The organism is Arthrobacter luteolus NBRC 107841, from assembly GCF_001552075.1.
Taxonomy (GTDB): domain Bacteria; phylum Actinomycetota; class Actinomycetes; order Actinomycetales; family Micrococcaceae; genus Arthrobacter_B; species Arthrobacter_B luteolus.
The window spans coordinates 179,405-202,600 of sequence record NZ_BCQM01000007.1; the positions used below are offsets into that span (position 1 = coordinate 179,405).

General features: G+C 67.0%; 20 protein-coding genes and 1 tRNA gene. 9 read left to right on the top strand and 12 right to left on the bottom strand.

Features of this window, described 5'->3' with window-relative positions; all coding sequences use genetic code 11:
- Positions 1–26 precede the first annotated feature (26 nt).
- From AL3_RS13600 to AL3_RS13610, 3 genes are read left to right on the top strand one after another with little or no spacing between them, the layout of a single operon-like run.
- Positions 27–1,235 (top strand): CaiB/BaiF CoA transferase family protein, encoded by a 1,209-nt coding sequence (locus AL3_RS13600; RefSeq protein ID WP_066301928.1) that lies wholly within the window; start codon positions 27–29, stop codon positions 1,233–1,235.
- Positions 1,232–2,203 (top strand): hydroxymethylglutaryl-CoA lyase, encoded by a 972-nt coding sequence (locus AL3_RS13605; RefSeq protein ID WP_066301929.1) that lies wholly within the window; start codon positions 1,232–1,234, stop codon positions 2,201–2,203. The genes AL3_RS13600 and AL3_RS13605 overlap by 4 nt, the downstream gene beginning before the upstream one ends.
- 10 nt (positions 2,204–2,213) lie before the next feature.
- Positions 2,214–2,873 carry a GntR family transcriptional regulator gene (locus AL3_RS13610; RefSeq protein ID WP_151724049.1) on the top strand — a complete coding sequence of 220 codons (660 nt, stop codon included), beginning with the start codon at positions 2,214–2,216 and terminating at the stop codon, positions 2,871–2,873.
- 20 nt (positions 2,874–2,893) lie between these two features.
- Here AL3_RS13610 and AL3_RS13615 read toward each other — a convergent pair whose 3' ends face one another.
- From AL3_RS13615 to AL3_RS13645, 7 genes are all read right to left on the bottom strand, one after another.
- Positions 2,894–3,787: a hypothetical protein gene (locus AL3_RS13615; RefSeq protein WP_169795756.1), complete on the bottom strand. Its 894-nt coding sequence runs from the start codon at positions 3,785–3,787 to the stop codon at positions 2,894–2,896.
- 182 nt (positions 3,788–3,969) lie between these two features.
- Entirely contained in the window at positions 3,970–5,388 is a 1,419-nt protein-coding gene (locus AL3_RS13620; protein WP_066301943.1) for an NAD(P)/FAD-dependent oxidoreductase, read from the bottom strand.
- 99 nt (positions 5,389–5,487) lie between these two features.
- Positions 5,488–7,095, bottom strand: a complete 1,608-nt coding sequence (locus AL3_RS13625) for a dipeptide ABC transporter ATP-binding protein (protein WP_066301945.1) — start codon at positions 7,093–7,095, stop codon at positions 5,488–5,490.
- Entirely contained in the window at positions 7,092–7,952 is an 861-nt protein-coding gene (locus tag AL3_RS13630; RefSeq protein ID WP_066301946.1) for an ABC transporter permease, read from the bottom strand. Before AL3_RS13630 ends, AL3_RS13625 begins: the two co-directional genes overlap by 4 nt.
- Positions 7,949–8,980, bottom strand: coding sequence for an ABC transporter permease (locus tag AL3_RS13635; RefSeq protein ID WP_066301949.1), 1,032 nt, complete (start codon positions 8,978–8,980; stop codon positions 7,949–7,951). The genes AL3_RS13630 and AL3_RS13635 overlap by 4 nt, the downstream gene beginning before the upstream one ends.
- A gap of 1 nt (position 8,981) precedes the next feature.
- Positions 8,982–10,649 (bottom strand): ABC transporter substrate-binding protein, encoded by a 1,668-nt coding sequence (locus AL3_RS13640; RefSeq protein ID WP_066301952.1) that lies wholly within the window; start codon positions 10,647–10,649, stop codon positions 8,982–8,984.
- The gene (locus tag AL3_RS13645) at positions 10,646–12,361 is read right to left on the bottom strand and encodes an amidohydrolase (protein WP_066302045.1); all 1,716 of its coding nucleotides are present in this window, start codon (positions 12,359–12,361) and stop codon (positions 10,646–10,648) included. Before AL3_RS13645 ends, AL3_RS13640 begins: the two co-directional genes overlap by 4 nt.
- Before the next feature lie 173 nt (positions 12,362–12,534).
- Between AL3_RS13645 and AL3_RS13650 the strand changes: the two genes are divergently transcribed.
- Entirely contained in the window at positions 12,535–13,221 is a 687-nt protein-coding gene (locus AL3_RS13650; RefSeq protein WP_066301954.1) for a TetR/AcrR family transcriptional regulator, read from the top strand.
- A gap of 123 nt (positions 13,222–13,344) precedes the next feature.
- Here AL3_RS13650 and AL3_RS13655 read toward each other — a convergent pair whose 3' ends face one another.
- Entirely contained in the window at positions 13,345–14,793 is a 1,449-nt protein-coding gene (locus tag AL3_RS13655; protein ID WP_246168696.1) for an aminotransferase-like domain-containing protein, read from the bottom strand.
- A 180-nt stretch (positions 14,794–14,973) separates the two neighbouring features.
- Here AL3_RS13655 and AL3_RS13660 point away from each other — a divergent pair, with 180 nt between their 5' ends.
- Positions 14,974–15,813, top strand: coding sequence for a DMT family transporter (locus AL3_RS13660; protein WP_066301956.1), 840 nt, complete (start codon positions 14,974–14,976; stop codon positions 15,811–15,813).
- Here the strand turns inward: AL3_RS13660 and AL3_RS13665 are convergent.
- Entirely contained in the window at positions 15,810–16,103 is a 294-nt protein-coding gene (locus AL3_RS13665) for a helix-turn-helix domain-containing protein (RefSeq protein ID WP_066301961.1), read from the bottom strand. The two genes, AL3_RS13660 and AL3_RS13665, sit on opposite strands and share 4 nt — an antisense overlap.
- Positions 16,103–16,600 (bottom strand): DUF2975 domain-containing protein, encoded by a 498-nt coding sequence (locus AL3_RS13670; RefSeq protein ID WP_066301963.1) that lies wholly within the window; start codon positions 16,598–16,600, stop codon positions 16,103–16,105. Before AL3_RS13670 ends, AL3_RS13665 begins: the two co-directional genes overlap by 1 nt.
- 457 nt (positions 16,601–17,057) lie before the next feature.
- Between AL3_RS13670 and AL3_RS13675 the strand changes: the two genes are divergently transcribed.
- A complete protein-coding gene (locus AL3_RS13675) occupies positions 17,058–18,278 on the top strand; it encodes an MFS transporter (RefSeq protein ID WP_151724051.1) in 1,221 nt (406 codons plus the stop codon).
- Positions 18,279–18,421: 143 nt separating this feature from the next.
- On the opposite strand, the gene AL3_RS13680 is transcribed toward AL3_RS13675, so the two are convergent.
- Together AL3_RS13680 and AL3_RS13685 are read right to left on the bottom strand one after the other, a co-directional pair.
- A tRNA-Thr gene (locus tag AL3_RS13680) sits at positions 18,422–18,498 on the bottom strand.
- Between the two features lie 146 nt (positions 18,499–18,644).
- Entirely contained in the window at positions 18,645–19,523 is an 879-nt protein-coding gene (locus AL3_RS13685) for a DsbA family protein (protein ID WP_066301966.1), read from the bottom strand.
- A 166-nt stretch (positions 19,524–19,689) separates the two neighbouring features.
- Between AL3_RS13685 and AL3_RS13690 the strand changes: the two genes are divergently transcribed.
- The 3 genes from AL3_RS13690 to AL3_RS13700 all read left to right on the top strand — a co-directional run bounded on the left by AL3_RS13690 (position 19,690) and on the right by AL3_RS13700 (position 23,165).
- The gene (locus AL3_RS13690; RefSeq protein WP_066301968.1) at positions 19,690–21,147 is read left to right on the top strand and encodes an alpha,alpha-trehalose-phosphate synthase (UDP-forming); all 1,458 of its coding nucleotides are present in this window, start codon (positions 19,690–19,692) and stop codon (positions 21,145–21,147) included.
- The gene (gene otsB / locus AL3_RS13695) at positions 21,144–21,920 is read left to right on the top strand and encodes a trehalose-phosphatase (protein WP_066301970.1); all 777 of its coding nucleotides are present in this window, start codon (positions 21,144–21,146) and stop codon (positions 21,918–21,920) included. Before AL3_RS13690 ends, otsB begins: the two co-directional genes overlap by 4 nt.
- Positions 21,921–22,076: 156 nt before the next feature.
- Positions 22,077–23,165, top strand: a complete 1,089-nt coding sequence (locus tag AL3_RS13700; protein ID WP_066301972.1) for an ABC transporter ATP-binding protein — start codon at positions 22,077–22,079, stop codon at positions 23,163–23,165.
- Positions 23,166–23,196 lie beyond the last annotated feature (31 nt).

A 23,196-nucleotide genomic window follows, 5' to 3' on the forward strand; every position in this document is an offset into this window, starting at 1 on the left:
GGCGCACAGCTCAGGGAGGAGCAGCCATGACACCTGCCGGACAGGCAACCGGTCCGCTGGAGGGAGTGCGGGTCGTGGAGATGGGCCAGCTGCTGGCCGGGCCCTTTTGCGGGCAGCTCCTTGGCGATCTGGGGGCGGACGTCGTGAAGATCGAGGACCCCGCACACGGAGACCCGCTTCGCCAGTGGGGGCGGCAGCTGCCGCAGGGAGTCTCGCTCTGGTGGTCCGTCGTGGGGCGCAACAAGCGCTCCGTCACCCTGAACCTGCGCGAACCCGAGGGTCAGGAACTGGCGCGCCAGCTGATCCGGGAGGCGGACATTGTGGTGGAGAATTTCCGCCCCGGAACCATGGAACGCTGGGGGCTGGGCTTCGAGGATCTGCGCCGGGACAATCCCGGACTGGTGATGGTGCGGGTTTCCGGCTTCGGCCAGGACGGGCCCTATTCGCAGCGCGCCGGATACGGAGCGATCGGTGAAGCGATGGGCGGACTCCGCTACGTCGTCGGTGATCCCGCCAGTCCGCCGTCCCGGGTGGGTATTTCCATCGGCGACACCCTGGCGGCGCTGTTCGCGGCCATCGGAGCCCTGGCGGCTCTGCAGGAACGCCGCTCCAGCGGGCAGGGTCAGGTGGTGGACTCCGCCATATACGAAGCTGTGCTGGGGGTGATGGAATCATTGGTCCCCGAATGGCAGCTCACCGGATACCAGCGCGAACGCACCGGCGCGGTCCTTCCCAACGTGGCACCCAGCAACGTCTACCCCACCAGGGACGGACAGTGGCTGCTGATTGCAGCCAACCAGGATACGGTTTTCGCCCGGCTGGCCAAGGCCATGGATGCTCCCGAGCTCGCGTCCGATCCGCGCTATGCAACCCACGGAGCCCGCGGCGGGCGCCAGGCGGAACTCGATGACCTCATCGCTGCTTTCACCTCCGGCCTGGACGCGAAGGTGCTTGAGGCCCGGCTGGAAGAGCACGGCGTGCCGTCCGGGAAAATCTTCCGGCCGGTGGATATGTTCACGGATCCGCAGTTCCAGGCCAGGGAGTCGATCACGGAAGTGGAGCATCCGGTCCTCGGTCCGGTGGCGATGCAGAACGTTTTCCCCCGCCTGAGCCGCACCGGCGGGACCGTGCGCTGGCCGGGTCCTGAACTGGGCGCCCACACCGCAGAGGTGCTGGCGCGGATCGGCGTGGATGAACCGGCGCTGCAGGACCTCCGTGCCCGGGGCGTGGCATGAGCCTGCCCGGGCTTCCGGCCTCGGTCCGGCTGGTGGAGGTGGGGCTCCGGGACGGGCTGCAGTCCGTCCCGGAGCCGTTGCCCACCGCACGGAAGCTGGAGCTGGTCCAGCTCCTGATCGATGCCGGCGTCCGCGAAATTGAGGCCGTGTCCTTCGCGCATCCCAAGGTGCTTCCGCAGCTGGCCGACGCCGCGGAGGTGATGGCCGGGGTACCGCGGGTGCCCGGAGTCCGCTACCGGGGTTTGGCCCCCAACTTCCGTGGCGCGGAACGGGCCGTCGACTGCGGGCTGGATGAACTGGTGGTGGTGGTTTCCGCTGACGAGGAAGTCAGCCGGCGCAACCAGCACCTCACGGTCAGCGAGGCGCTCTCGGATCTGGCCAGGATCGGCGATCTCGCGGAGGCCTCCGGCCTGCGGCTGGTAACCGCCGTGGCCTGCGCTTTTTTTGCCCCTGCCCGCGGCCCGGTGCCCGCAGCGGAGCGGCACCGGGTCCTGGAGGCAGCGGCAGCCGCCGGATCTGCCGGGGTGTATCTGGCCGGCACCTCCGGGCAGGAGGAACCGGGGGAAATCTACGACGGCGTTGCGGAGGTCCGCAGCGGCTACCCGGGCCTGGAGGTGGGGGTGCATCTGCACAACCGCAACGGCTTCGCCCCGGCGAATGCGCTGGCAGCGCTGCAGGCCGGCGTGGACTGGCTTGAAGGGTCCTTCGCGGGGCTCGGCGGGGACCTGTGGTTCCCCGGAGATCCGGCGGTCCTGGGCAATGCACCGTTCGAAGACCTGGTGCATCTCTGCGGCGGGCTTGGCATCAAGACCGGAATCGATCTACCGGCGTACATGCTGGCCTCGGAGCGGATCGCGGCACTCACGGGGCGCGCCTCGGCGTCGTTCGTTTCCCGTGGCGGCACCCGCACGGAACTGGCCGCTGCCAGCTGGCCTGCCGCCGCCGGTTCAGCCGCTGGCAAGGGATAACGTAGTGGGCATGGAGCTCTCCCCCGCAACCATGGAGCCGTCGGATGACAGTGCCTACGCCCGGCTGCGCACCCTGATTACCTCCGGGGACATCGCCCCGGGGGCACGGCTGCGCGAAGCGGCACTCGCTGCCCGGCTAGGCGTCAGCCGCACCCCGGTCCGGGAGGCGCTGAACCGGCTCGCGGCGGAGGGAATCGTGGAGATCAGCCGCAACAAGGGCGCGCAGGTGGTGTCCTTCACGCCCGAGGACGTAGCCGGCCTCTACGACGTCCGCGCCGGCTTTGAACCGCACGCCGCCCTGCTGGCCGTTCCCCGGCTGACCGACGACGACGTCGAACACCTGGCGGAGCTGAATTCCCGCATGGAAGCTGCAGCCGCCGCCGGTGACCTCGCGGCGCTGGGAGCCCTGAACAACGAGTTCCACGGCATCTTCGTTGACCGCTGCGGCAACCGGCACTTCGCCATCGCCCTGCAGACACTGATGCGCCCCGCCGTCGTCGCCCATACATTCGGCAAGTACAGCCCCGAGGCGCTGCGGCGCAGCATGCTCCACCATGCGGAGCTGGTGGCTGCCGCCCGGGCGCGCGACGGCGAATGGGCCGAGGCAGTGATGCGCACCCACATTCTGGCGGCACGAAACGCCGCCGGCGCGCGTCCCCCCGGCGCGTAGATCCGGGGGTGCCCCCAGGCCTAATGCCCGGCGCCGCTGCCGCCGGCAGGGGTGAAGCGCAGCCGCTCGAACATAGCTTGGTGAGCCGGTTGTGTGGCTTCGCTGCCGGCCGTGCGCCGGTTGACGTAGCGGGCGAGCTTGTCTTGGAGCAGGCGCGCCTCCTGCTCGTTGAAAATGCCGCCGGCCAGGGATCCGGCCCGCTCCTCCAGCTCCGGCAGCCGCGCCATCCCGGCGTCGTCGGGGGCCATGGCGATGCCGAAAGCGGCGTCCAGGACTGCGCCGGCGCGCTGCGCGCCGCTCGCCCCGGGATTGGCGTCGGCGGCCTGCAGCGCACGTTCCGCTACTTCCCGCGCCGGATCATAGGCCTGCTGGTCCAAGAGGAAACTGAACAGGGCGGCGCTCGGTTCGAAATCACTGATTGGGCCGGAGAACCATTCCTGCAGGGCAGACTGCCACCGCTCATCGCCGGCAGAAAACAGCAGAGCCGTGGCATAACCGGCAACCTCGCTGCGCAGCCGGCGTTCCTCCGGAGCGGCTCCGGGCTGGAACCCGTGCAGGCCTGATTCGGCCACCTGGCTCACCTGCGCCGCCAGACCGGGATCCTGGAGGGAACCGAAACCACACCATCCGCCCTGGTCCTGGACGTACCCATGAAGCTCCCGCATCAGGTGCGGCACCCAGCCGCTGGCAGGACCGAATTCCTCGAGGGCAAGGAAGAACGCCCCGGTCAGGTAGTTCAGATCCCGCGGACGGCGGTGGTCCCATCCCGCGTCATACACATGGACCGCCACCTCGCGGTCATGGTTCAGGGCGGGCACCGATTCGGTGAATTCCCAGGCCCGCTCGCACAGGGCTGCCCCCTGCTTCGTATCACCGGCCGCCAGCAGCGTCTTTGCTGCCTGCAGCACCGTCATGACATAAACCTTCGGATGCGGTATTCCGGCCGCTTCCATGCCCTGGATTGCTTGGATCAGATCTGCGGCGGCATGCGCCGCTCCCCCACGTTGTTCATTCCGCATGTGCAACAGATTAGCTGTTCCCAGCCGGTGGCTGCGGCGGGATTGCCCGCCACAGCCACGCAAACGACTCTGGATTGCTAGGAATCGAACCCCAGCCCCACGGCGTCGAGCGTCTTGAGGATGATGTTCCGCTTGCCGTTATTGTGATCGGCCCGGTCCATCGACCACCTGGTGAGGTTGATGCCCACCGAGGCCAGCGGTTCGGGCGGGAACGGAAGCGGGCGCCTGCGCACCATCTCCACCCGGGTCCGCTCGGTGTCCTGGCCGGACAACAGGTCCAGGAGGACATCGGCGGCAAAGGCGGTGGCCCCGACGCCCAGCCCGGTGAAGCCGGAGGCATAAGCCACCTTCCCCTTGCGCGCCGTGCCGAAAAAGGCGCAGAACTGCGTGCTGGAATCGATGGGACCTGCCCATTTGTGGCTGAATTTCAGCCCTTCAAGCTGCGGGAACGTGGTGAAGAAATGGGAAGCGAGTTTTTCCCAGGTCTCCGGCCGGTCCTCATGCCGGGGATTCACCCGTCCGCCGGCGAAGTACACCGCGTCGTAGCCGCCGAACAGGATCCGGTTGTCCTTGCTGAGCCGGTAGTAGTGGAACTGGTTCGCCAGGTCTGCGAGTCCCTGCCGGCTGTTCCAGCCGATCGCCTCGAGCTGCACGGGAGTGAGGGGCTCCGTCATCAGCGCGTAGTCGTACACGGTCACCGTCATCAGCTTGTTGCGCTTCAGCAGCGACGGATAGGCATTCGTTCCCAGCACCACCTGGCCCGCCCGCACCTCGCCGTGTTCAGTCACCACCGTGACGCCGCCGTCGTGCTCCGTCAGCTCCGTGACCCGGGTTTTTTCGTGGATCTGGACGCCAAGGCCGGCAACCGTCCTCGCCAGCTCCAGCCCCAGCTTGTAGGGATGAACCATGGCCACGGAATCCTTGTACCAGCGCCCGGCCAGATAGGTGGGTGAGTTCACCTCTGCCCGGACCGCGTCCTGGTCCAGGAAAACGCCGCCTTCCGATCCGTCCTCCTGGAGCCAGGGCACCTGGTGCGGTTCAACAGCCACGCTGAGTGATCCGGTGCGTTCCCAGTCGCAGTCCATGCCGTATTTCTGCACCGCCTCCTGCATGCGGTCCAGGTTCTCCAGGCCCAGGCGCTCCAGCGTACCGATTTCCTCCGGCCAGCGGCTCCGCCCGTTCTCGTACCCGTGGGTCAGGCTGGCTTCGCAGAATCCGCCGTTGCGCCCGGAGGCCGCCCACGCCACCCGTTCGGCCTCAAGCAGGATCACGGTGCGCTCCGGATTCCGTTCCTTGGCACGCAGCGCCGTCCAGAGCCCGGTGTACCCGCCGCCCACAATCACCAGGTCGGCGCTGGTGCTGCCCTCAAGCCGGGGATGGCTGGGTGCGTTCTCCTGAAGTCCGTCGATCCAGAACGGCCGGTGCACGGCACCTTCCAGCGACTTGGCGACGACGGCGGACTGGGGGACGTTCCGTTCGAAAACGGTGGTATTCACGGGTGTTCTCCTGTTTCGGGGTGCGGCGGGAACCGCGCCCGGATGGTTCGGCGGCAGGGGCTGCCGCCGTTTGTGGCACACTGCCTGATCCTCGCTGGATCAGGCCGTGGCCGGCTCCTCGTCCCACAGCGGGCGGGGACGCGAGCCGATGAGGTTCCGGGTGTATTCTTCGCCGGGATCCTCAAGAATGCGGGCGGTTGGCCCCTGTTCAACGATCCGGCCCTGGTGCATCACCAGGACGTTGTCGCAGAGCCGGGAAACGACTGCCAGGTCGTGGGTGACAAACAGAATGGTCAGGCCGAACTGGCCGCGGAGTTCCTCCACCAGATCAAGCACCTGGGCCTGGACCGAAACGTCCAGTGCGCTGGTTGCCTCGTCAAGGACCAGCAGCCGGGGACGGGCGGCGAGCGCTTTGGCGAGGGCAACCCGCTGGCGCTGACCGCCGGAGAGTGCGCGCGGCAATGCGTCACAGCGTTCTTCGGCGATTCCCACCCGCCCCAGCAGTTCCCGCGCACTGGCCAGGGCCTCGTGGCGGCCTTGCTGCTGGTGCAGGCGGAAGACATCCGCGACGGCCTTGCCGACCGGAATGCGTGGGTCCAGGGAAAGGTACGGGTCCTGGAAGACAATCTGGACGTCCTTGGCGAGGACTTTCCGTTCCGCGGCCGCCAGCCGGCGCTGCGGCCGCAGGTTCCCGCCAAGCGTGAGGTCACCTTCGGTGGCTGTTTCCAGCGCTACAACCAGCCGGGCGAGCGTTGACTTCCCGGAGCCCGACTCCCCCACCACGCCGAGCGAGCCGCCCTCCGGCAGGCTGAAAGCGGCATCGTCCAGTGCGGTGAGGATTTCGCCGCGTGCCAGTTCGTAGCGCTTGGAAAGCCCCTTGGCCTCAAGCAGCGGCTGGACGCCAATCACGGCGGCCGGTGCGGGGATCTCGTCCAGGTCGATGACGGGTGTGGCGTTGACCAGCTGCCGCGTGTAGTCCTGCTGCGGGGCCAGGAAGACTTCCTGGGTGGCACCCTGTTCCACGACCCGGCCGTTCCGCAGCACGTAGACGCGTTCGCAGAGGCTGGCGGCGAGGTTCAGGTCGTGGGTGATAAAAAGCATGCCCATGCCCCGGGCCTGCTGCTGTTCGCGCAGCAGGCTCACAATGCCGGCCTGGGTGGTAACGTCCAGCGCCGTGGTGGGTTCATCGCAGAGCAGCAGCTTCGGGGAGTTCAGCAGCGCGGCAGCAATCATCACGCGCTGGAGCATGCCGCCGGAGAGCTGGTGCGGGTGCTGGCCGGTGAGTTCCTTGGCCCGGCGCAGCCCGACCTGTTCGAGGGCGGCGACCGAGCGCTGCGCTGCTTCAGCGCGGGAGAGTCCCTGGAAACGCAGTGTCTCGCCCAGGAAATCCCCCACGGTGCGGACCGGGTTGATCCCGGCCCGGGGGTCCTGGAAGATCATGGACGCGTCTTTGCGGCGCAGGTCCATCAGGCGCTGCCTGCCGGCGGTCAGCGTGTCCAGCCCGCGGACGGAAACCGTACCGGATACCTGGGCCCGCTCCGGGAGGAGTCCCAGCGCTGCCCTGATGGTCAGCGACTTGCCGGATCCGGACTCTCCCACCAGGGCGACGGCCTCGCCGTCGTCCACATGAAGCGAGACCCGGTCCAGCAGCGGTGCCTTGTCCGGGAAGCCGAGGGTGAGGTCCTGGATCTCCAAAAGCCTGCTCATGCGAGTTTTCCTCCGATTCGGTCTGAAAGTTCCTCGCCGATGATGTTTACGGCCACCACCACCAGGACGATCACCAGGGCAGGCCAGAAGGCCGGCAGCAGATGTCCGCCCAACAGTGCGCCCCGGGATTCCTCGATCATGGCGCCCCAGTCACTGGTGGGCGGCTGGATGCCCAGCCCAATGAAGGAGAGTGCTGCGAGGTCGGCCAGCACGTAGCCGAAGTTGAGCGTGGATTGGGCGCCGACGGTGGGAATGAGGTTGGGCAGGACCCTGCCCAGGACCACCCACGGTGTCCGGAACCCGAGCACCTGGTACGCCTGGACATAGGGGCGGCTGCGTTCGGCAGTCACGAGCGACTGGGTCAGGCGGGCCACGTAGGGAACGTAGGCGATGGTCATCGCGATAATCGGCGCGGTGAGTCCCTTGCCGAACAGGGCGATTGCCAGCATGGCCAGCAGCAGCGCGGGGAAGGCAAAAAGCAGGTCGAAAACCCGGCTGAGCAGCTTGCCCAGCCATCCCCGGGACCAGCCGGCGGCCAGTCCCAGGAGCAGGCCCAGGACGGTGGATGCCACCATCACGATTGCCGGTCCCAGCAGGGAGGTCCGGCCGCCGTGCATGAGGCGGCTCAGGAGGTCACGGCCCAGCGCGTCGGTGCCGAGCAGGTGCCCGGCTCCCGGACCGGCGAGCACGTTGTTCAGGTCGACGTAGTCCGGGTCATAGGGTGCCAGGACGGGAGCGAATACCGCCAGGAGAACCACCAGGGCGGAGAAAACCGCCGCGGCCCAGCCCAGGGGTGAGAGGTACTGCCCATAGCGGCCTAGGCCTGCCTGCTGAGGCAGGCGGAGCGTCAGGGTCATCGGGTCTCCGTTCCGGCCGCGATACGCGGATCGATAAGGGGCTGGATGAGGTCCACCAGGGTGTTGACCAGGACAAAGGCCGCCACAACAACCATCACGATGGCCTGGACGACGGAGAAGTCCAGACGGTCAATCGACTGCACGAGCAGCTGACCGATCCCGGCGAGTCCGAAGGTCCGCTCAATGATGGCGCTGGACACCAGCAGGCCGGCCACCAGCACACCGCTGACGGTCAGGATGGGGCCCAGGGCGTTGCGCAGCACGTGCCGTCCCACGACTGCCCCGCGGCTGAGGCCGCGGCTGGTAGCCACTTCCACGTGCTCACGGACCAGCTGCTCATTCATGGAGGAGCGGGTCACCCGCGCCACCATGGCAATATAGGTGATCCCCAGCGCCAGCGCGGGCAGGGTCAGATGCCATATTCGGTCCCAGCCGGCGTCGCCGCTCCCGAAGGAGGGGAACCAGCCCAGTCCGACGGAAAACAGGGCGACCAGGGCGATGGCTGCCACAAACGGCGGTACGGCGCCGGCGGCGGTCAGCGTGATGAGGATAAAGCGGTCGCCGAAGCCCTTGTTCAGGCTGGCCACAATTCCGGCCAGCAGCCCAAGCACGGTGATGAACACGGCTGCCAGCGCCACCAGCTGCAGTGTGGTGGGCAGGCGGCTCAGGAGGACCTCAGAGACGTCCTGGCGGTAGGTCAGGGAGCGTCCCCAGTCACCCTGGAAGATGCCGCCGAGCCAGTTCAGGTACTGTTCCCACGCGGGTTTATCCAATCCGTACTGGCGGGTGATCTCCGCCAGGGCATCGGGGTTCGGGCTGCGGCCCCTGAGCAGGAAGCGCGCCGGATCGCCGGGAACCAGGAAGCGGGAGAAGAACACGGCCAGCGAGGCTGCGAACAGCGTGAGCGCGAGGACCAGGAGTTTCTGCAGGATGTAGATGAGCGGCCGGCTGGCCCGGCCTTTGGCCTTATGCGCGGGAGCTGGCCCCGGCGCACCTGCAACGGATGGTGCCTGAACTGCAGTGGTCATGTCAGCGACCCCCTATCTTGGCTGCCCACGGGAAGTACATGTAGTTGATGGACGGGTCCGCACCGGTGATGCGGTTGCCCAGCCACATGGTGGTGACGGTTTCGTAGAGCGGGCCCCAGACGACTTCCTCCGCGGCGAGCTGGGCCGCTTCGGCGGTGACCCGTGCCCGTTCGTCGGGATCCTGGACCGCGAAGGCGGAATTGACCAGGCCGTCGAACTCCGGGTTGTTCCAGCCGCCGTAGTTGCTGAAGTCGCCGGTCCGGAGGACGCTGTACATCTCCAGCGGCTCATTGGCGGAGAGATACCAGGAGGTAATCAGCAGGTCCACGCCAACCCGGGCCTCCGGATCGGAGAACAGGGTGGTGTATTTGTCGTTGGACATGGTCTGAATCTCGGGGTCCAGGCCAATTTCCTTCGCCGCCGAGGCGATGGCCCGGACGGAGATGTCCATGGCGGCGTTGATCGAGGCGGTCGCGAAGACGAATTTGCTGCCCTCGGCTCCGGCCTCCCGGACCAGCCGCCGGGCCTCCTCCAGGTCGTATGGCATGGACGGCAGCGCGTCGAAGGCCTCGTCGACGATCTCCGGCGAAGCTTCGTTCCAGACATTGCGTGTGGTCAGGGCATCGGTCTCGGTGGCGTAGCCCTGTTCCGCGGCGTCGATCAGGGCGGGACGGTTGATGGCCATCATCAGTGCCTGGCGGACCCGCACGTCCTTGAACGTGCCTTCAAGGTCGGTGAAGACCATGCTCTGGACGGAGCTGTCGGTGCCGAAGTACAGGTCGCCTGCGTCTGTGTTGGCGCGCAGGATGTCAATGGCGTTGGAGGGGATCATGAACCCGCCGTCGAGCTCGCCGGTCTGGAAGGCATTCGTCCGGGCGTTGGCGTCCGGCAGCATCCGGAAGGTGATCTGCCCGGCTTTCGCTGCCAGATCCTGATCCCAGTAGTCCTCGAACCGGCCAAGCGTGATGCTCTCCCCCGGTTCCCAGCTCTCGAACTGGAACGGACCGGTGCAGTTCACGCCAGTGCTGGAGTTGCCGTAGTCCGGGCCCGCTTCCTCCAGTGTTTTGGCCGATGCCACCACCCCGGGAGCGCCCACCAGCGAGGCGTTGAACAGATAGTCCGGCTGGAGCATCGTCACGGTGACCTCATAGTCGCCGGTCTGTTCGATCGATTCCACGTTCTGGTAGGAGGAAGCCCAGAAGGACCCCACCTCAGGGGATACGTGGCGCAGCATCGAGGCCACAACGTCTGCGGCTGTCATCTCCGTGCCGTCGTGGAACTTCACCCCCTCCCGGATGGTGTAGATCCAGGTCAGCGGATCCGGGTTCTCGACACCGGTCGCCAGCCCCGGGGACGTCGTGAGGTCAGCGTTCCAGCGGAACAATGACTCGCAGACGTTCGAGAGCACGGTGTTATCCGGATAATCGAAGGCATAGGCGTAATCAAGGGAGAAGGGCTCCGCGTACATGCCCCAGTTGACGTTATCGATCTCCGTACCCGGCGACGGGCTGGAGGCGCTCAGCGTGAACTTCTCCCCGTCCTGGTTCGCATCCGCGCCCTGGCTGCCACCGGAACAGCCGCTGAGGACCACTCCGACGACGACGGCGGCGGCACCTGCCGCGGCGAAACGGGACCGGCTCCGCCGGTAACCACCTGTTACTGCCGTCATTTCAGCACCCCGGCTTCTCGGTTCGCAGCGGGTTCTGCGGCCGCTGCGGACTCTTCAGACGGGCGCTGGTACACGCACTCCCCGCCGATCCAGGTCTGGGTGACGGCCGCACGGTGCAGGTCCCCGGCGTCGAGCCCGAAAAGATTGCCGTCCAGAACGGCCAGGTCCGCCAGCTTCCCCGGTTCCAGGGTTCCCGTCTGGTCATCCAGGTGGTTGATCCAGGCGGAGCCCTGGGTGTAGGCGTCCAGGATCTGCTTGAGGCTGAGCTTCTGGGACTCCGGGCCGAGGGGCGGCAGGCCGGAGTCCGGGGCTGCCCGGTTGACCGCCACGTGGATAGCGGCCACGGGATCCGCGGTGGAGACCGGCCAGTCGCTGCCCGCCACCAGACGGGCACCCTCGGCTGCAAGCTCACCGAAAGGGTAGTGCCGGCCCTCGGCGCCTGGCTCCAGGAACGGCAGGGTGAGCGTGTCCATCTGCTCCTCGTGGCAGGCCCAGAGTGCCTGGACGTTCGCCGCTGCGTTCAGCGGCGCAAAACGCCGGGTGTCCTCAGACCGGACCACCTGCAGGTGCGCCAGATGATGCCGGTTGTCGTTCGGCCCGTTGACCTCCCGGGCTGCTTCCACGGCGTCCAGCGCGTCGGTCACGGCCCGGTCGCCGAGCGCGTGGAAGTGGACCTGCATGCCGGCGGCGTCGATCGCGGTGACGAATTCCTTCATCTCGGCCGGGTCGAAGAACTCAATGCCGCGGTTCTCTGTGTGGTGCCCGTGGTGGTCCAGATAAACGTGATGCATGGCGGCGGTGTAGTTTTCGGCGACACCGTCCACCATGACCTTGACCGAGTTCGCGTTCAGCCGGCTCGGATCGAAGCCAGCGGCCACCAGATCGCGGCGCTCCACGATCTCCTCCAGCTGCCCGATCCCGGCGGTCCGGTCCCACCACTGGCAGGCAGTGACCCGCACCAGCAGGTCCCCCGCCCTGGCAGCGTCCATGTAGACCTTGAGGTTGTCGGCATGCCCGCCCTCGGGGATGGGCACCCAGGCATCCTGCCAGGCGGTGATGCCCTGTGCCAGCAGGACCTGCTGAGCGGCCAGCAGGCCCTGGTAAGCGAGCTCGTACGGCACCGCCGGCTTGACGTGGTTAAACAGGTCCGCCGCTCCCTCGTGGACGGTTCCGGCGGGAGTACCGTCGGGCTCGCGTTCAAACCGGCCGCCGTCCGGATCGGGGGTCCCGGCGGTGATCCCGGCGGCTTCGAAGGCTGCCGTGTTGGCCCAGGCCCCGTGGTGGTCGCGGTTCTGGAGGAAGACCGGCCGGCCGGGGACCACGGCGTCGAGCTGCTGCCGCAGCGGTGTTCCGCCCGGGAAAAGGTCCATGGACCAGCCCGCGCCAAGGATCCACGGCTCGTCCGGGTTCTCCTCCGCGTACCGTCCGATGACCGCCAGTGCTTCGTCCGCCGATTCAACCCCCGTCAAGTCGCACTGGAGCATCTCGATTCCGGCGAAAACGGGGTGGATGTGGGCGTCCTGGAATCCGGGGACCACCAGCTGCCCCCGCAGGTCGACGCGCTGCGTATCCGGTCCCACGACGGCGTCAATAACGTCCCCGGTGCCGACAGCGAGAATACGTCCGCCGGCTATGGCCAGGCTGGCTTGGACGGGGGCGGCATCGTTGCCGCTGTATACCCAGCCGTTTTCAAGGAGAGTCTCCGCGTGCACCAAGGTGTCCTTTCGTTGCAAATAACGAGTCCTGCCAGCCACGATATGGCGCGGATCACATTTGGTCAACAGTGTTGACATCAATGATGACATCAACATTGACGCAGGCTGCAGCCCCCTTGAATCATGTACCTTGGGGATAAACCCGGATCCGTTGGAAGGCGGCAGAAAAGATGGCACAAACTGCCCCTCCACCGGACCGCCGCAACCGGCTGGACCCCGGAACCATCGTTGACGCTGTCCTGCGCCTGGCCCGGCAGGACCCCGGCGAGCGCCTGACCGTCCGCCGGCTGGGGCAGGAGCTCGATGCGGATGCCACCGCGGTCTACCGGCATTTCAAAAACCGGGACGCCATTGTGCGCGCGGCGCTGGACCGGCTGTTTGCCCTGTCCCTGCAGCGCACACTGGCCGCGGCGGGAACCGGCGCGCCCTGGCGGACCCGGCTGGAGCTGTACGGCCGCGAACTCCTGAACGCGTTTATGGAACACCCGGCATTGGGCAGCGAGTCCTTTGCCACGGACACCTACGGCCCCGGCGAACTGCAGGCCATCGAATTTGTCCTGCAGTGCCTCACGGACGCCGGGCTGCCGGATGACCGGGTGGTGCATTACTACGCCGCCCTGGAGAGCTACACCCTGGCACTCGGCACCGGGATCTCGGCGGAGGTCCAGCGGCTGCCGGATTCCGGCGGCCACGACCCGTGGCTGAGCCCGGGGGTATTTGCCCGGCTGTCCGGCTACCCCCTGCTCGAGAAGCACCACGCCGGCCTGGGGAACCTGGACTCCCTCCTGGCGTTCAACGCCGGGGTGGCGGCAATTCTCGACAGCGCTGAACGCGAGAGCCAGCGGGGCGGCCGCTAGCTTTTCGACGCTGCGCGGAGACTGCCGGTGACGGGTGAACAGGTGGCCAAACCCTGGAGCTGGCTGCGGCAGCGGCCTTCACCGCGGCCCCCACCGTCCACGCAGCTTTGGCCTAAACCCTGACTACGGCATAGCTGCTGCGCTGGCTGGCGAAGTACCGGCGTCGAACACCGAGGCAATCGTCCGCAGCGCGGGGCCGAACTGGTGCGGGTGGGCGCCGGCGTAGTTCAGGCGGAGGAAGGAGCCCGCCGATTCCGTGGGAAACCAGTCAGTGCCCGGCGCAACCAGGACGCCGGCCGAGCGGGCCCTGGCAGCGAGCGCAGCACTGTCCGTGCCGTCGGGAAGCTGGACCCAGAGATTGAGTCCGCCTTGGGGCAGCAGAGTGAGGGCGTCCGCCCCGAGGTGCGTGCTGATCTGCCGGGCCAGTTCGTCACGCCGGGTCCGCAGTTCTGTCCGCAGCCGGGAACGGTGGCTGTCCCAGCCGGTCGAAGTCAGCACGTCGACGGCGGTGGTTTGCAGCACTCCGCTGACGTACAGGTCATCCACCGTACGGTCGGTCTGCAGCCGGGCCCGCGCCGGCCCCCTCGCCACCAGTGCCGCAACCCGGACAGCAGGCGAAATGCTCTTGGTCAGCGAACGGATATACACCACGTGCCCGTCCGGGTCATCCGCGGCCAGCGGGGCTGGATCGGCATCAATGCAGAAGTCACGGGCCCAGTCGTCTTCGACCAGATAGGTTCCGCGGGCACGCATGAGGTCCATGACGGCGGCACGGTCTTCCGCATTCCACAGCGTCCCGGTGGGATTGGCGAAATGCGGCTGCGCGTAGAAGATCCGGGCGCCGCTCGTGGCCAGGGCTTCCTCCAGGTCGCTGGCCAGCGGCGCCCGGGCGCCCCGCGCCACCGGAACGATCCGCAGCCCCGCCTGGCGGGCCGCGGCTATGGCACCCCAGTAGGTGGGTGATTCCATCACGACGGCGTCCCCCGGGCCAGCCAGCGCACGGAAGACCGAGGCCAGGGCGCTCTGCCCTCCGGGGGTGATGAGCACGTCCTCGGCGCTGACCGGGGCCGCATCAGCCTTGGACCGGGTCAGCTCGCCGGCAAACCAGCGCCGGAGCGCGGGCAGCCCCGCTGGATCAACCCGCTCCACCGCTGCCCCGCCCCGGGCCGTGCGTCCCAGGGCTGAGCGGACCAGCCTGGCCGGCAGCAGATCCTCCATCGGATAACCGCTTTGCAGCGCGATGCTGCCTTCGGGCGTCGGCTGAAGAGTCGCCCCGACGGGGTTGGGTGGTGTACGTGCCGGACCCAGCGCCGTAGTCTGCCAGGCGAAATCGGCGTGCCGCACGGCGGTGCGGCGGGCCACGAAGTTCCCGGCACCCGGACGGGTCTCCACCAGGCCCTCCGAAGCCAGCCGGCGGATCACCCGCTGCACGGTCACCGGGCTGGCGGAATACCGCGCAACCAGCTCACGTGTGGTCGGCAGCCGGCTTCCCGCCGGGTGGGAACCGGTGAACCGGCGCAGCTCGGCTTCCAGACCCGCCGGAGAGGCAGACTCCGTTTCCAGTTCCGACACCGGCCTACCGCCTTCAGTTCGTCATTGAGGGATTTCCATCAGGCAGACATATTGCTACTCTGAATAGTGAAGACTAACAATAGCGCTACTCACCTACTTGCGCCACCGTTATCCGGCCGCAACGTACGGCCCGGCGGCCGTGCCCGCATTCCCCAAGGGCCGCTGTTTGGCTTCCTGGGAGTGCTCGCATTCTCCTTTACCCTGCCGTTTACCCGTGTTGCGGTGGAGGACCTGGACCCGCTGCTCGTCGGCGGCGGGCGCGCGGTCATAGCGGCGCTCCTCGCGGCATCCGTGCTGCTGGCCACCCGCTCGTCCAGGCCCAACGCATCCCAGTGGTGGCGCCTGGCCATTGTGGCCACCGGGGTGGTGGCGGGCTTTCCGCTGCTGACTTCCTTCGCGCTGCAGAGCGTTCCTGCCTCCCACGGGGCGGTGGTGATTGGCTTGCTTCCCGCTGCCACCGCAGTTGCCGCTGTTTTACGCGCGGGTGAACGTCCCTCAGTGCGGTTCTGGGTGGCCTCGCTGGCCGGCGCCAGCGCTGCCGTGGGGTTCGTCCTGCTCGATGCCGGCGGGTTCAGCGGACTGGGCGCGGGGGATCTCCTCCTGCTCGGCGCCGTCGTGCTCGCGGCTTTTGGCTATGCCGAGGGCGGCCTGCTGGCCAGGGAACTCGGCGCATGGCAGACCATCTGCTGGGCGCTGGTACTGGCTCTTCCGGCCATGCTGATTCCCACCGGCATGGGGCTGTCCGCCGGCTCCCCAGACGCTTCGCCGGCCGCGTGGCTGGCATTCGCGTACCTGGCCGTCATCAGCATGTTCCTGGGCTTCTTCGCCTGGTACCGGGGATTGGGGATCGGGCCCATTTCCGCGATTTCCCAGATCCAGCTGGTGCAGCCGTTCCTCACCCTGGCATGGGCAGCGCTCCTGCTCGGTGAAGCGTTTACGCTGGCGAACGGGATCGGGGCGGTGGTGATTGTGGTCTGCGCCGGGGCGGCAGTCCGCAGCCGGGTGACCCGGCGGACCTAAGCCCGGCCGCGGGCCGCCTGCGGATCGAAGCCGGATGCCGCGGTCTGCGGGCGCGCCTGACCAGGGAAGGCCGCATCCCCGCCGTCGTCCGGGACCCAGCGGAGCAGATCCCCTGGCTGGCAGTCCAGCACCTCGCACAGCGCGGCCAGGGTGGTGAACCGGACGGCTTTGGCCCGCCCGTTCTTGAGTACCGCGAGGTTGGCGGGCGTGATCCCGATCCGTTCGGCGAGGACACCGACCGGCATCTTGCGGCGGGCAAGCATCACATCGATGTCCACGATGATCGGCATCAGATCACCTCGTCGAGCTGGCTGCGCAGATCCCTGGCCGCGGCGTCGGTGGCCGTTGCCTGGGCCAGCAGCGCGCGCATCACCACAACAACCAGTGCGACGCCGGCGATTGTCACCGCGGTCCCGCCAAGGAGCAGGACCACTCCGGGGGCCACCGCTTCCCCGGGGGCCAGGAGGGAACCAAGAATGACGGTCAGGACCGCGGCAGAAGCGACGGCACCGATGATGGTGTCCACCCAGCGGAAGGCTTCGGCGGAGAACACTGTCCCCCGCCGCACCATGGTCAGCAGCCGCCAGACACAGATGAGCGTGACTTGGAAGCTGATGATCCCCAGCAGCACCACAGCGAGCACCGGCACACGGATGGCGGCAATGCCCGGTCCGGCTTCGCCGAGGTCAGTTCCCAGCAGCGGCACCAGAACGGCCTGGGCGAACAGTGTTCCTGCCAGCACACCCGCCATCAGGATGCGCAGCACAACGATGGTCAGCTTTCCCATGACGGCCCTCCTGCTCGATTGACAGTCAGTTTAGATCGACTATCGAGAGATAGGTGCGCCGCATCCGCAACTTTCTCCTGCTGTCGTGATGACTGCGCTGACTGTGCCGCTGGCACCCCGGTGACGAACTCGCGTGCGGCCTCTGATACTCTCTGCGTGTGGTTATGCCCTTCTTTATCTGACGGTCTGTGTCTCGCCCGCGCAGCACTTCGCTACACCGGCCCGGGCGGCTTCTCTTACGTGCCCCGGCCCATCCAGGCCACCGTCGGATCCGGCATTTTGATCTTTCATTCAAAGTGCCCCTCGCAGAAAACCACTCTCTCCATGAACCTGCCCTGTACGCATCCCTGTGCCCGCCAACGTCCGCCTGGACCCACATGGCAGGTCTCTTCACCAACATCCACCGCCCGTCCCGGCAACCGGTCTTCCGTCCCGAGCATGAATGGAGGACTGAACTGTGGCTGAGCGCGTTACCTACCTGCAGGTCCTGCGGACACCGGGAGCAGCGAGAGTTTTCCTTCCCGCCCTTATCGGCAGATTATCGCTGGCTATGGTCGGGCTGGCGCTCCTCCTGGCGGTCCAGGATGCCACCGGTTCGTTTGCCATCGCCGGATTACTCACCGGAGTATTCGGGTTTGCCAATGTGGTTGCTTCCCCCTGGCGCGCCCGGTTCGTTGACCGCTGGGGGCAACGGCGGGTCCTGAACCTGCTGGCGCTGGTCCATGCCGGGAGCCTGTGCCTCATGGCCTATCTGCTGTCCCTTGGAGTGGAGTCCGTATTTCCCCTGGCTCTGGCGGCAGCCGCTTGCGGAGTTAGCACTCCGCCCCTTGGAGCTTCCATGCGGGTGCTCTGGGCCTCGGTGACACCTCCCGGGCCGGTGCGTACCCGGGCCTACAGCGTGGACGCGGTTGCAGAGGAACTAACGTTCACCACCGGCCCCGTGGTGATCGCAGCAGTCATCGCTGCCAGCTCTCCGCTGGCCGGCCTGGTGGTATCTGCAGCCGCAGTGGTAACCGGAACATTCGGAATGACTTCAGGGGCGGTCTCGGGAAAGCAGCGCGGGACCCCTCATCGGTTGCCGCCGCAGGACAAACCTCTCCGCCAGCGGGGTTTCCTGCCCATCCTGCTTCTGATCCTTGGTGCCGGTGTTGTGCTCGGCACCATCGAAGTCGCCGTCCCGGCGTACGCCGACAGGGAGAACTCGGTAGCTCTCGCCGGCTGGCTGCTCTCAGCCTTCGCCGCCGGAAGCGCTGCCGGAGGGCTTCTCTACGGAAGGCATACGTGGCGCTCGTCCCTGCGGAGCCGTTTGATCGCCCTCTGCATCCTCCTGGCCCTTGGCGCCATCCTCCTGGCACTCGTCAGCTCGACTCCCGCCATGGTTGCTGTCCTGATAGCAGCCGGCCTTTTCCTGGCCCCATCACTCATCACCGGGTATTTAGCCGCGGACAGCGTGACCGCCCCTGCAGCCCACACCGAGGCATCGAGCTGGATCAATACCTCAGTGAACTTAGGCGCAGCGGTGTCAGCTTCAGTTGCCGGGGTCCTCATTGATCAGCACTCGCCGGAAGCTGCCCTGATCATCTGCGGCATCACGGTGCTCATCCTGACTGCTGCCACGGCAGTCGCAGTTCGGCAGCTGCCTGGCGCACGGGTTCGCACTGTTTGTGCACCGGAGTGACTGGTGTGACCCCGCTGGGCACAGGAGGCTACATAGAGGAGGAACGTGTGTCGCCGAACACCGGCCCGCCGGCCCGGCAGTACCCATGGAAAAACCCCTCCTGTTCAGGCGTGACGCCTAACAGGAGGGGTTTGGAAAAGCAGTGGAGCCCCCTGCCGGATTCGAACCGGCGACCCCCTGTTTACAAGACAGGTGCTCTGGCCAACTGAGCTAAGGAGGCATGGCCGGTAAACCGGCCCCGCGCCGTCGTCGCCGGTCAACAAACCAACCGACTAAACAGCGCTAGACAAGATTAGCCCAGAGCGGCCTCCGGAACGAAACCATCCACGGTTCCGTTCCGGAGGGCACCCCGGCCATCAGGTGGTGCTAGGCAGCAGCCTCTGCCTTATTGGCGTCGATCGCGGCCTGGACCGTCTCGACGAAGGTGTTCAGGTCGCCCTCGGAACCGTTGATGTAGACGGTCGGGGTGCCGCTTACCTCGGCCGCGCGGGCCATGGAATCTGCGTACTTCACGTAGGTGCGGAAACCATCATTGCTGATGCAGTCCTGGACGTCCGTGGCACCGGCGGCCTCGGCCATGTCGACCATCGCAGCGTTGTCGATTTCGCCGTTCGGGTACTGCGCGAAGATCGCCTTCATAAAGCCCCAGTAGGACTCGGGGCTGGAATCAGCCACGCAGGCAGCGGCATTGGCGCCGCGTGAGGAGTAGTTCGTGGGTGAACCGCGGTCCAGGAAGGCAACCGTGCGGTATTCGTAGGTGACCTCGCCGGCGTCGAGCCAGGATTCGATCTGGGATCCGTAGGTGGAGGCGAAGTCGGCGCAGTGCACGCAGTTGACGTCCACGTACTCCACGATCTGGACGGGTTCGCCCGGGGCTGCAGCTTCGACGCCGGCGGGAACGGTTTCGCCGGCGGCGTTGGTGGTCGTTGCCTCGGGCAGGTTATTGATGTCCACTTCCAGCGGCTCCGTCGGTTCCAATGTGGAAGAGGAGGTGAGGGTGATGCCGCCGTTAATGTTGCCGTTGGCAGGTGCCGGGCCCGCATCCGGAATGCCGCCGCGGACGCTGTTGATGACGACGACGGCGATGATCACGAGGACCGCGAAGATCCCGACCACAATGCCCCAGCGTGTCAGGAGCTTGTTGCGGCGTTCCTTCTTCAGCTGCGCCTCACGCAGGGCACGGGCCTTTTCGCGCGCTGCGGCTTGGCGGTCAGCCTTGGTCGGCTTGGGGTTCCGGTCACTCATATTTCCTCATGTCTCTCAAGCGGCCGCCCTCACGGCGGCATCGGGCAACACAGTGCTTCAGGGACAACGATATCCCCGCACCCCATCGACAACGTTTCGGGGCGGTACAAAGTTTCCCCGGTTGGATAGAGTGGCGAAGAGACAAGTCGACTTAGGAGTGCAAAAAGTGAACGCTGTTGCCGCGGAATCGAAAACAGAGATTTCAACGGACGGGTACGGCGATTACGACTTCATTGTGGTCTCCAACCGGCTGCCCGTGGACCGGGTATCCGACGGCAACGGGGACTCCTGGCGCCGCTCCCCCGGCGGGCTGGTCACGGCCCTCGCTCCGGTGATGGCAAAGGCCGACGGCGCGTGGGTTGGCTGGCATGGAGCGCCGGACGAATCCCTGGAACCCTTCGACCACGGCAACATGCATCTGCGTCCGGTGCCGCTGAGCGCCTCCGAGGTGGAGCTGTACTACGAGGGTTTCTCCAACGCCACACTCTGGCCGCTCTATCACGATGTCATCGCCCCGCCGGAGTTCCACCGGACCTGGTGGGATTCCTACCGCACGGTGAACCGCCGCTTCGCTGAAGCCGCCGCCGAGGTGGCCGCCGAGGGTGCCACTGTCTGGGTGCAGGACTACCAGCTGCAGCTGGTGCCGCAGCTGCTGCGCAGCCTCCGCCCGGACCTGAAGATCGGGTTCTTCAACCACATTCCGTTCCCGCCGCTGGAGATTTTCGCCCAGCTGCCCTGGCGCAAGGACATCATCGCCGGCCTGCTCGGCGCGGACCTGATCGGCTTCCAGCGCCCCAGCGACACGGCGAACTTCCTGCGCTGCGTCCGCCGGTTCGCCGGGCATTCGGTACGCCAGCAGCAGGTGCACGTCACCGGTGAGGACGGCTCCAGCTACGTTTCGCGTGCCGAGGCCTTCCCGATCTCCATCGATGTTCATCAGATCACCGAACTCGCCAAGCGCGAGGACGTCATCGAGCGCTCCAAGCAGATCCGACGCGAGCTCGGTAATCCCGAAGTCATCCTGCTCGGCGTGGACCGCCTGGACTACACCAAGGGCATCAGCCACCGGCTGAAGGCCTACGGCGAGCTCCTGGAAGACGGCCGGATCAGTGTGGAGGACGCCGCCCTGATCCAGGTCGCCAGCCCCAGCCGCGAGCGCGTGGAGCAGTACCGGCTGCTGCGCGAAGAGGTCGAAGGCACCGTGGGCCGGATCAACGGCACGTACGACACGATGAGTAACACTGCCATCCGCTACCTGCACCACTCCTACCCGGTGGAGGAAATGGTTGCCCTCTACCTGGCGTCCGACGTCATGCTGGTGACCGCGCTGCGGGACGGCATGAACCTGGTCGCCAAGGAATACGTGGCGGCCCGCACCGAGAACACCGGCGCCCTGGTACTCAGTGAGTTCGCCGGTGCCGCGGATCAGCTGCGGCAGGCCGTGCTGGTCAACCCGCACGACATTGACCGGCTGAAGGATGCGATCGTCAACGCGATCAGCATGCAGCCCCGCGAGGCCCAGCGCCGGATGCGCCTGATGCGGCGGCAGGTCCTGCAGAACGACGTCGAGCGCTGGTCCCAGAACTTCCTCAGCGCCCTGCGGATGGAAGGTGAACAGCGATGATCCCCATGGAGCTCCGCACCGCCCTGGCCACCCTGGCCACAGCTGACGAGCTGCTGGTCGCCGTGGACTTCGACGGCACCCTGGCACCGCTCGTTGAACGCGCCGAGGATGCCCGGCCGCTGCCGGAAGCAGCCGCCGCACTCCGCGCCCTGGCTGGTATGCCGCACACCTCAACCGCCCTGATTTCCGGGCGGGCGCTGGCAAGCCTGCGCCACGCGGCCAGCCCCGAGCCGGAAACACTGCTGGTCGGCAGTCATGGAGCTGAAACCTGGACCGGGCCCAATGCGCAGCCGCTGCAGCTCACGCCGGAGCAGGCGGAGCTGCTGGCCCGTGCCCGGCAGGCCGTTGCGTCCGTGGTGGACGCTTCGCCGGGGTGCCGGCTAGAGGACAAGCCTGCCGGCGTCGTCCTGCATACCCGGGGAGCCCCCGACGACGTCGCCTCCGCGGCGGTTGATGCCGCCCGTGTCCGGCTGGGCGAGCTCGACGGTGTGCAGGTGACGGACGGCAAGCGGGTGCTCGAGGCGTCAGTGGTGCACTCCAATAAGGGCGAAGGCATCCGCGCGCTGCGTGAGCTGACCGGTGCGGAGGCGGTGCTGTTCGCCGGCGACGACGTCACGGACGAACACGGGTTCGCTGCACTGCAGCGCGGTGACGTGGGAATCAAGGTGGGGCCGGGTGCCACCGCCGCCGGTTTCCGGGTGGACTCGACCGCGGATTTCGCCGAGGTGCTGGAGCACCTGCTGCAGCTGCGCCGCGCCGCCGTCGAAAATTAACCTCCCGGCCACCTCGATTCCTTCTGCCCTCTTTACAGGCGTGGCATACTAAGCGTGATGGACGCCACAGGGCGTCCATCACGCTGCTTCAAAATTACATATCCACCCATTCACAACGGATCGTCGGGCACGTACCTGCCCGTGAAGGGAAACACCATGGCAACGGTAACGTTCGACCACGCTACGAGGCTGTATCCGGGCACTGACCGCCCCGCAGTCGATAACCTCAGCCTGGAAATCGCCGACGGCGAATTCCTGGTGCTCGTTGGCCCCTCGGGCTGCGGCAAGTCCACCTCCCTGCGCATGCTGGCGGGCCTGGAAGACGTCGATTCCGGGCGCATTCTCATCGGTGACCGGGACGTCACCGACGTTCCCCCCAAAGACCGCGACATCGCCATGGTTTTCCAGAACTACGCGCTGTATCCGCACATGTCCGTCGCGGACAACATGGGCTTCGCCCTGAAGATCGCCGGCGTCCCCAAGGAAGAACGGCTGGACCGCGTCCGCGAGGCAGCAAAGCTGCTGGACCTCGAGGACTATCTGGACCGCAAGCCCAAGGCACTCTCCGGCGGGCAGCGCCAGCGGGTGGCGATGGGACGGGCCATCGTGCGCAATCCGCAGGTGTTCCTGATGGATGAGCCCCTTTCCAACCTGGACGCCAAGCTGCGCGTCCAGACCCGCACCCAGATCGCGTCCCTGACCCGCCGCCTCGGCGTCACCACGGTCTACGTCACCCACGACCAGGTCGAAGCCATGACCATGGGCGACCGGGTTGCGGTCCTCAAGGACGGGATCCTGCAGCAGGTTGATACCCCGCGCAACCTCTATGACAAGCCGCTGAACGTGTTCGTCGCCGGCTTTATGGGCTCCCCCGCCATGAACCTGCTCGAGCTGCCGGTCACCGAGGGCGGCGTCAGCTTCGGCGGCACGGTGTATCCGGTTCCGCGGAGCATCCTCGACGCCGCAGCAGGCAACACCGTCACCTTCGGAGTGCGGCCCGAAGACATGGACATCGCCGCTGAAGGCGAGGGCCTGAAGGTGGAAGTCGACGTGGTGGAGGAACTCGGGGCGGATGCCTTCGTGTACGGCCACACGTTCCTGGACGGCCAGGAACACGAGATCACGGCCCGGGTGGATGCCCGGAAGCCGCCGGCCAAGGGCGACACGCTGTTTGTCCGGCCGAAGCCGGGCCATGTGCACCTGTTCGACACCAGCACCGGAGAACGGCTCGCGGACGAGGCCTAGGCCCCCGGCGGTTCCGTGCAAGTGCGGTGGC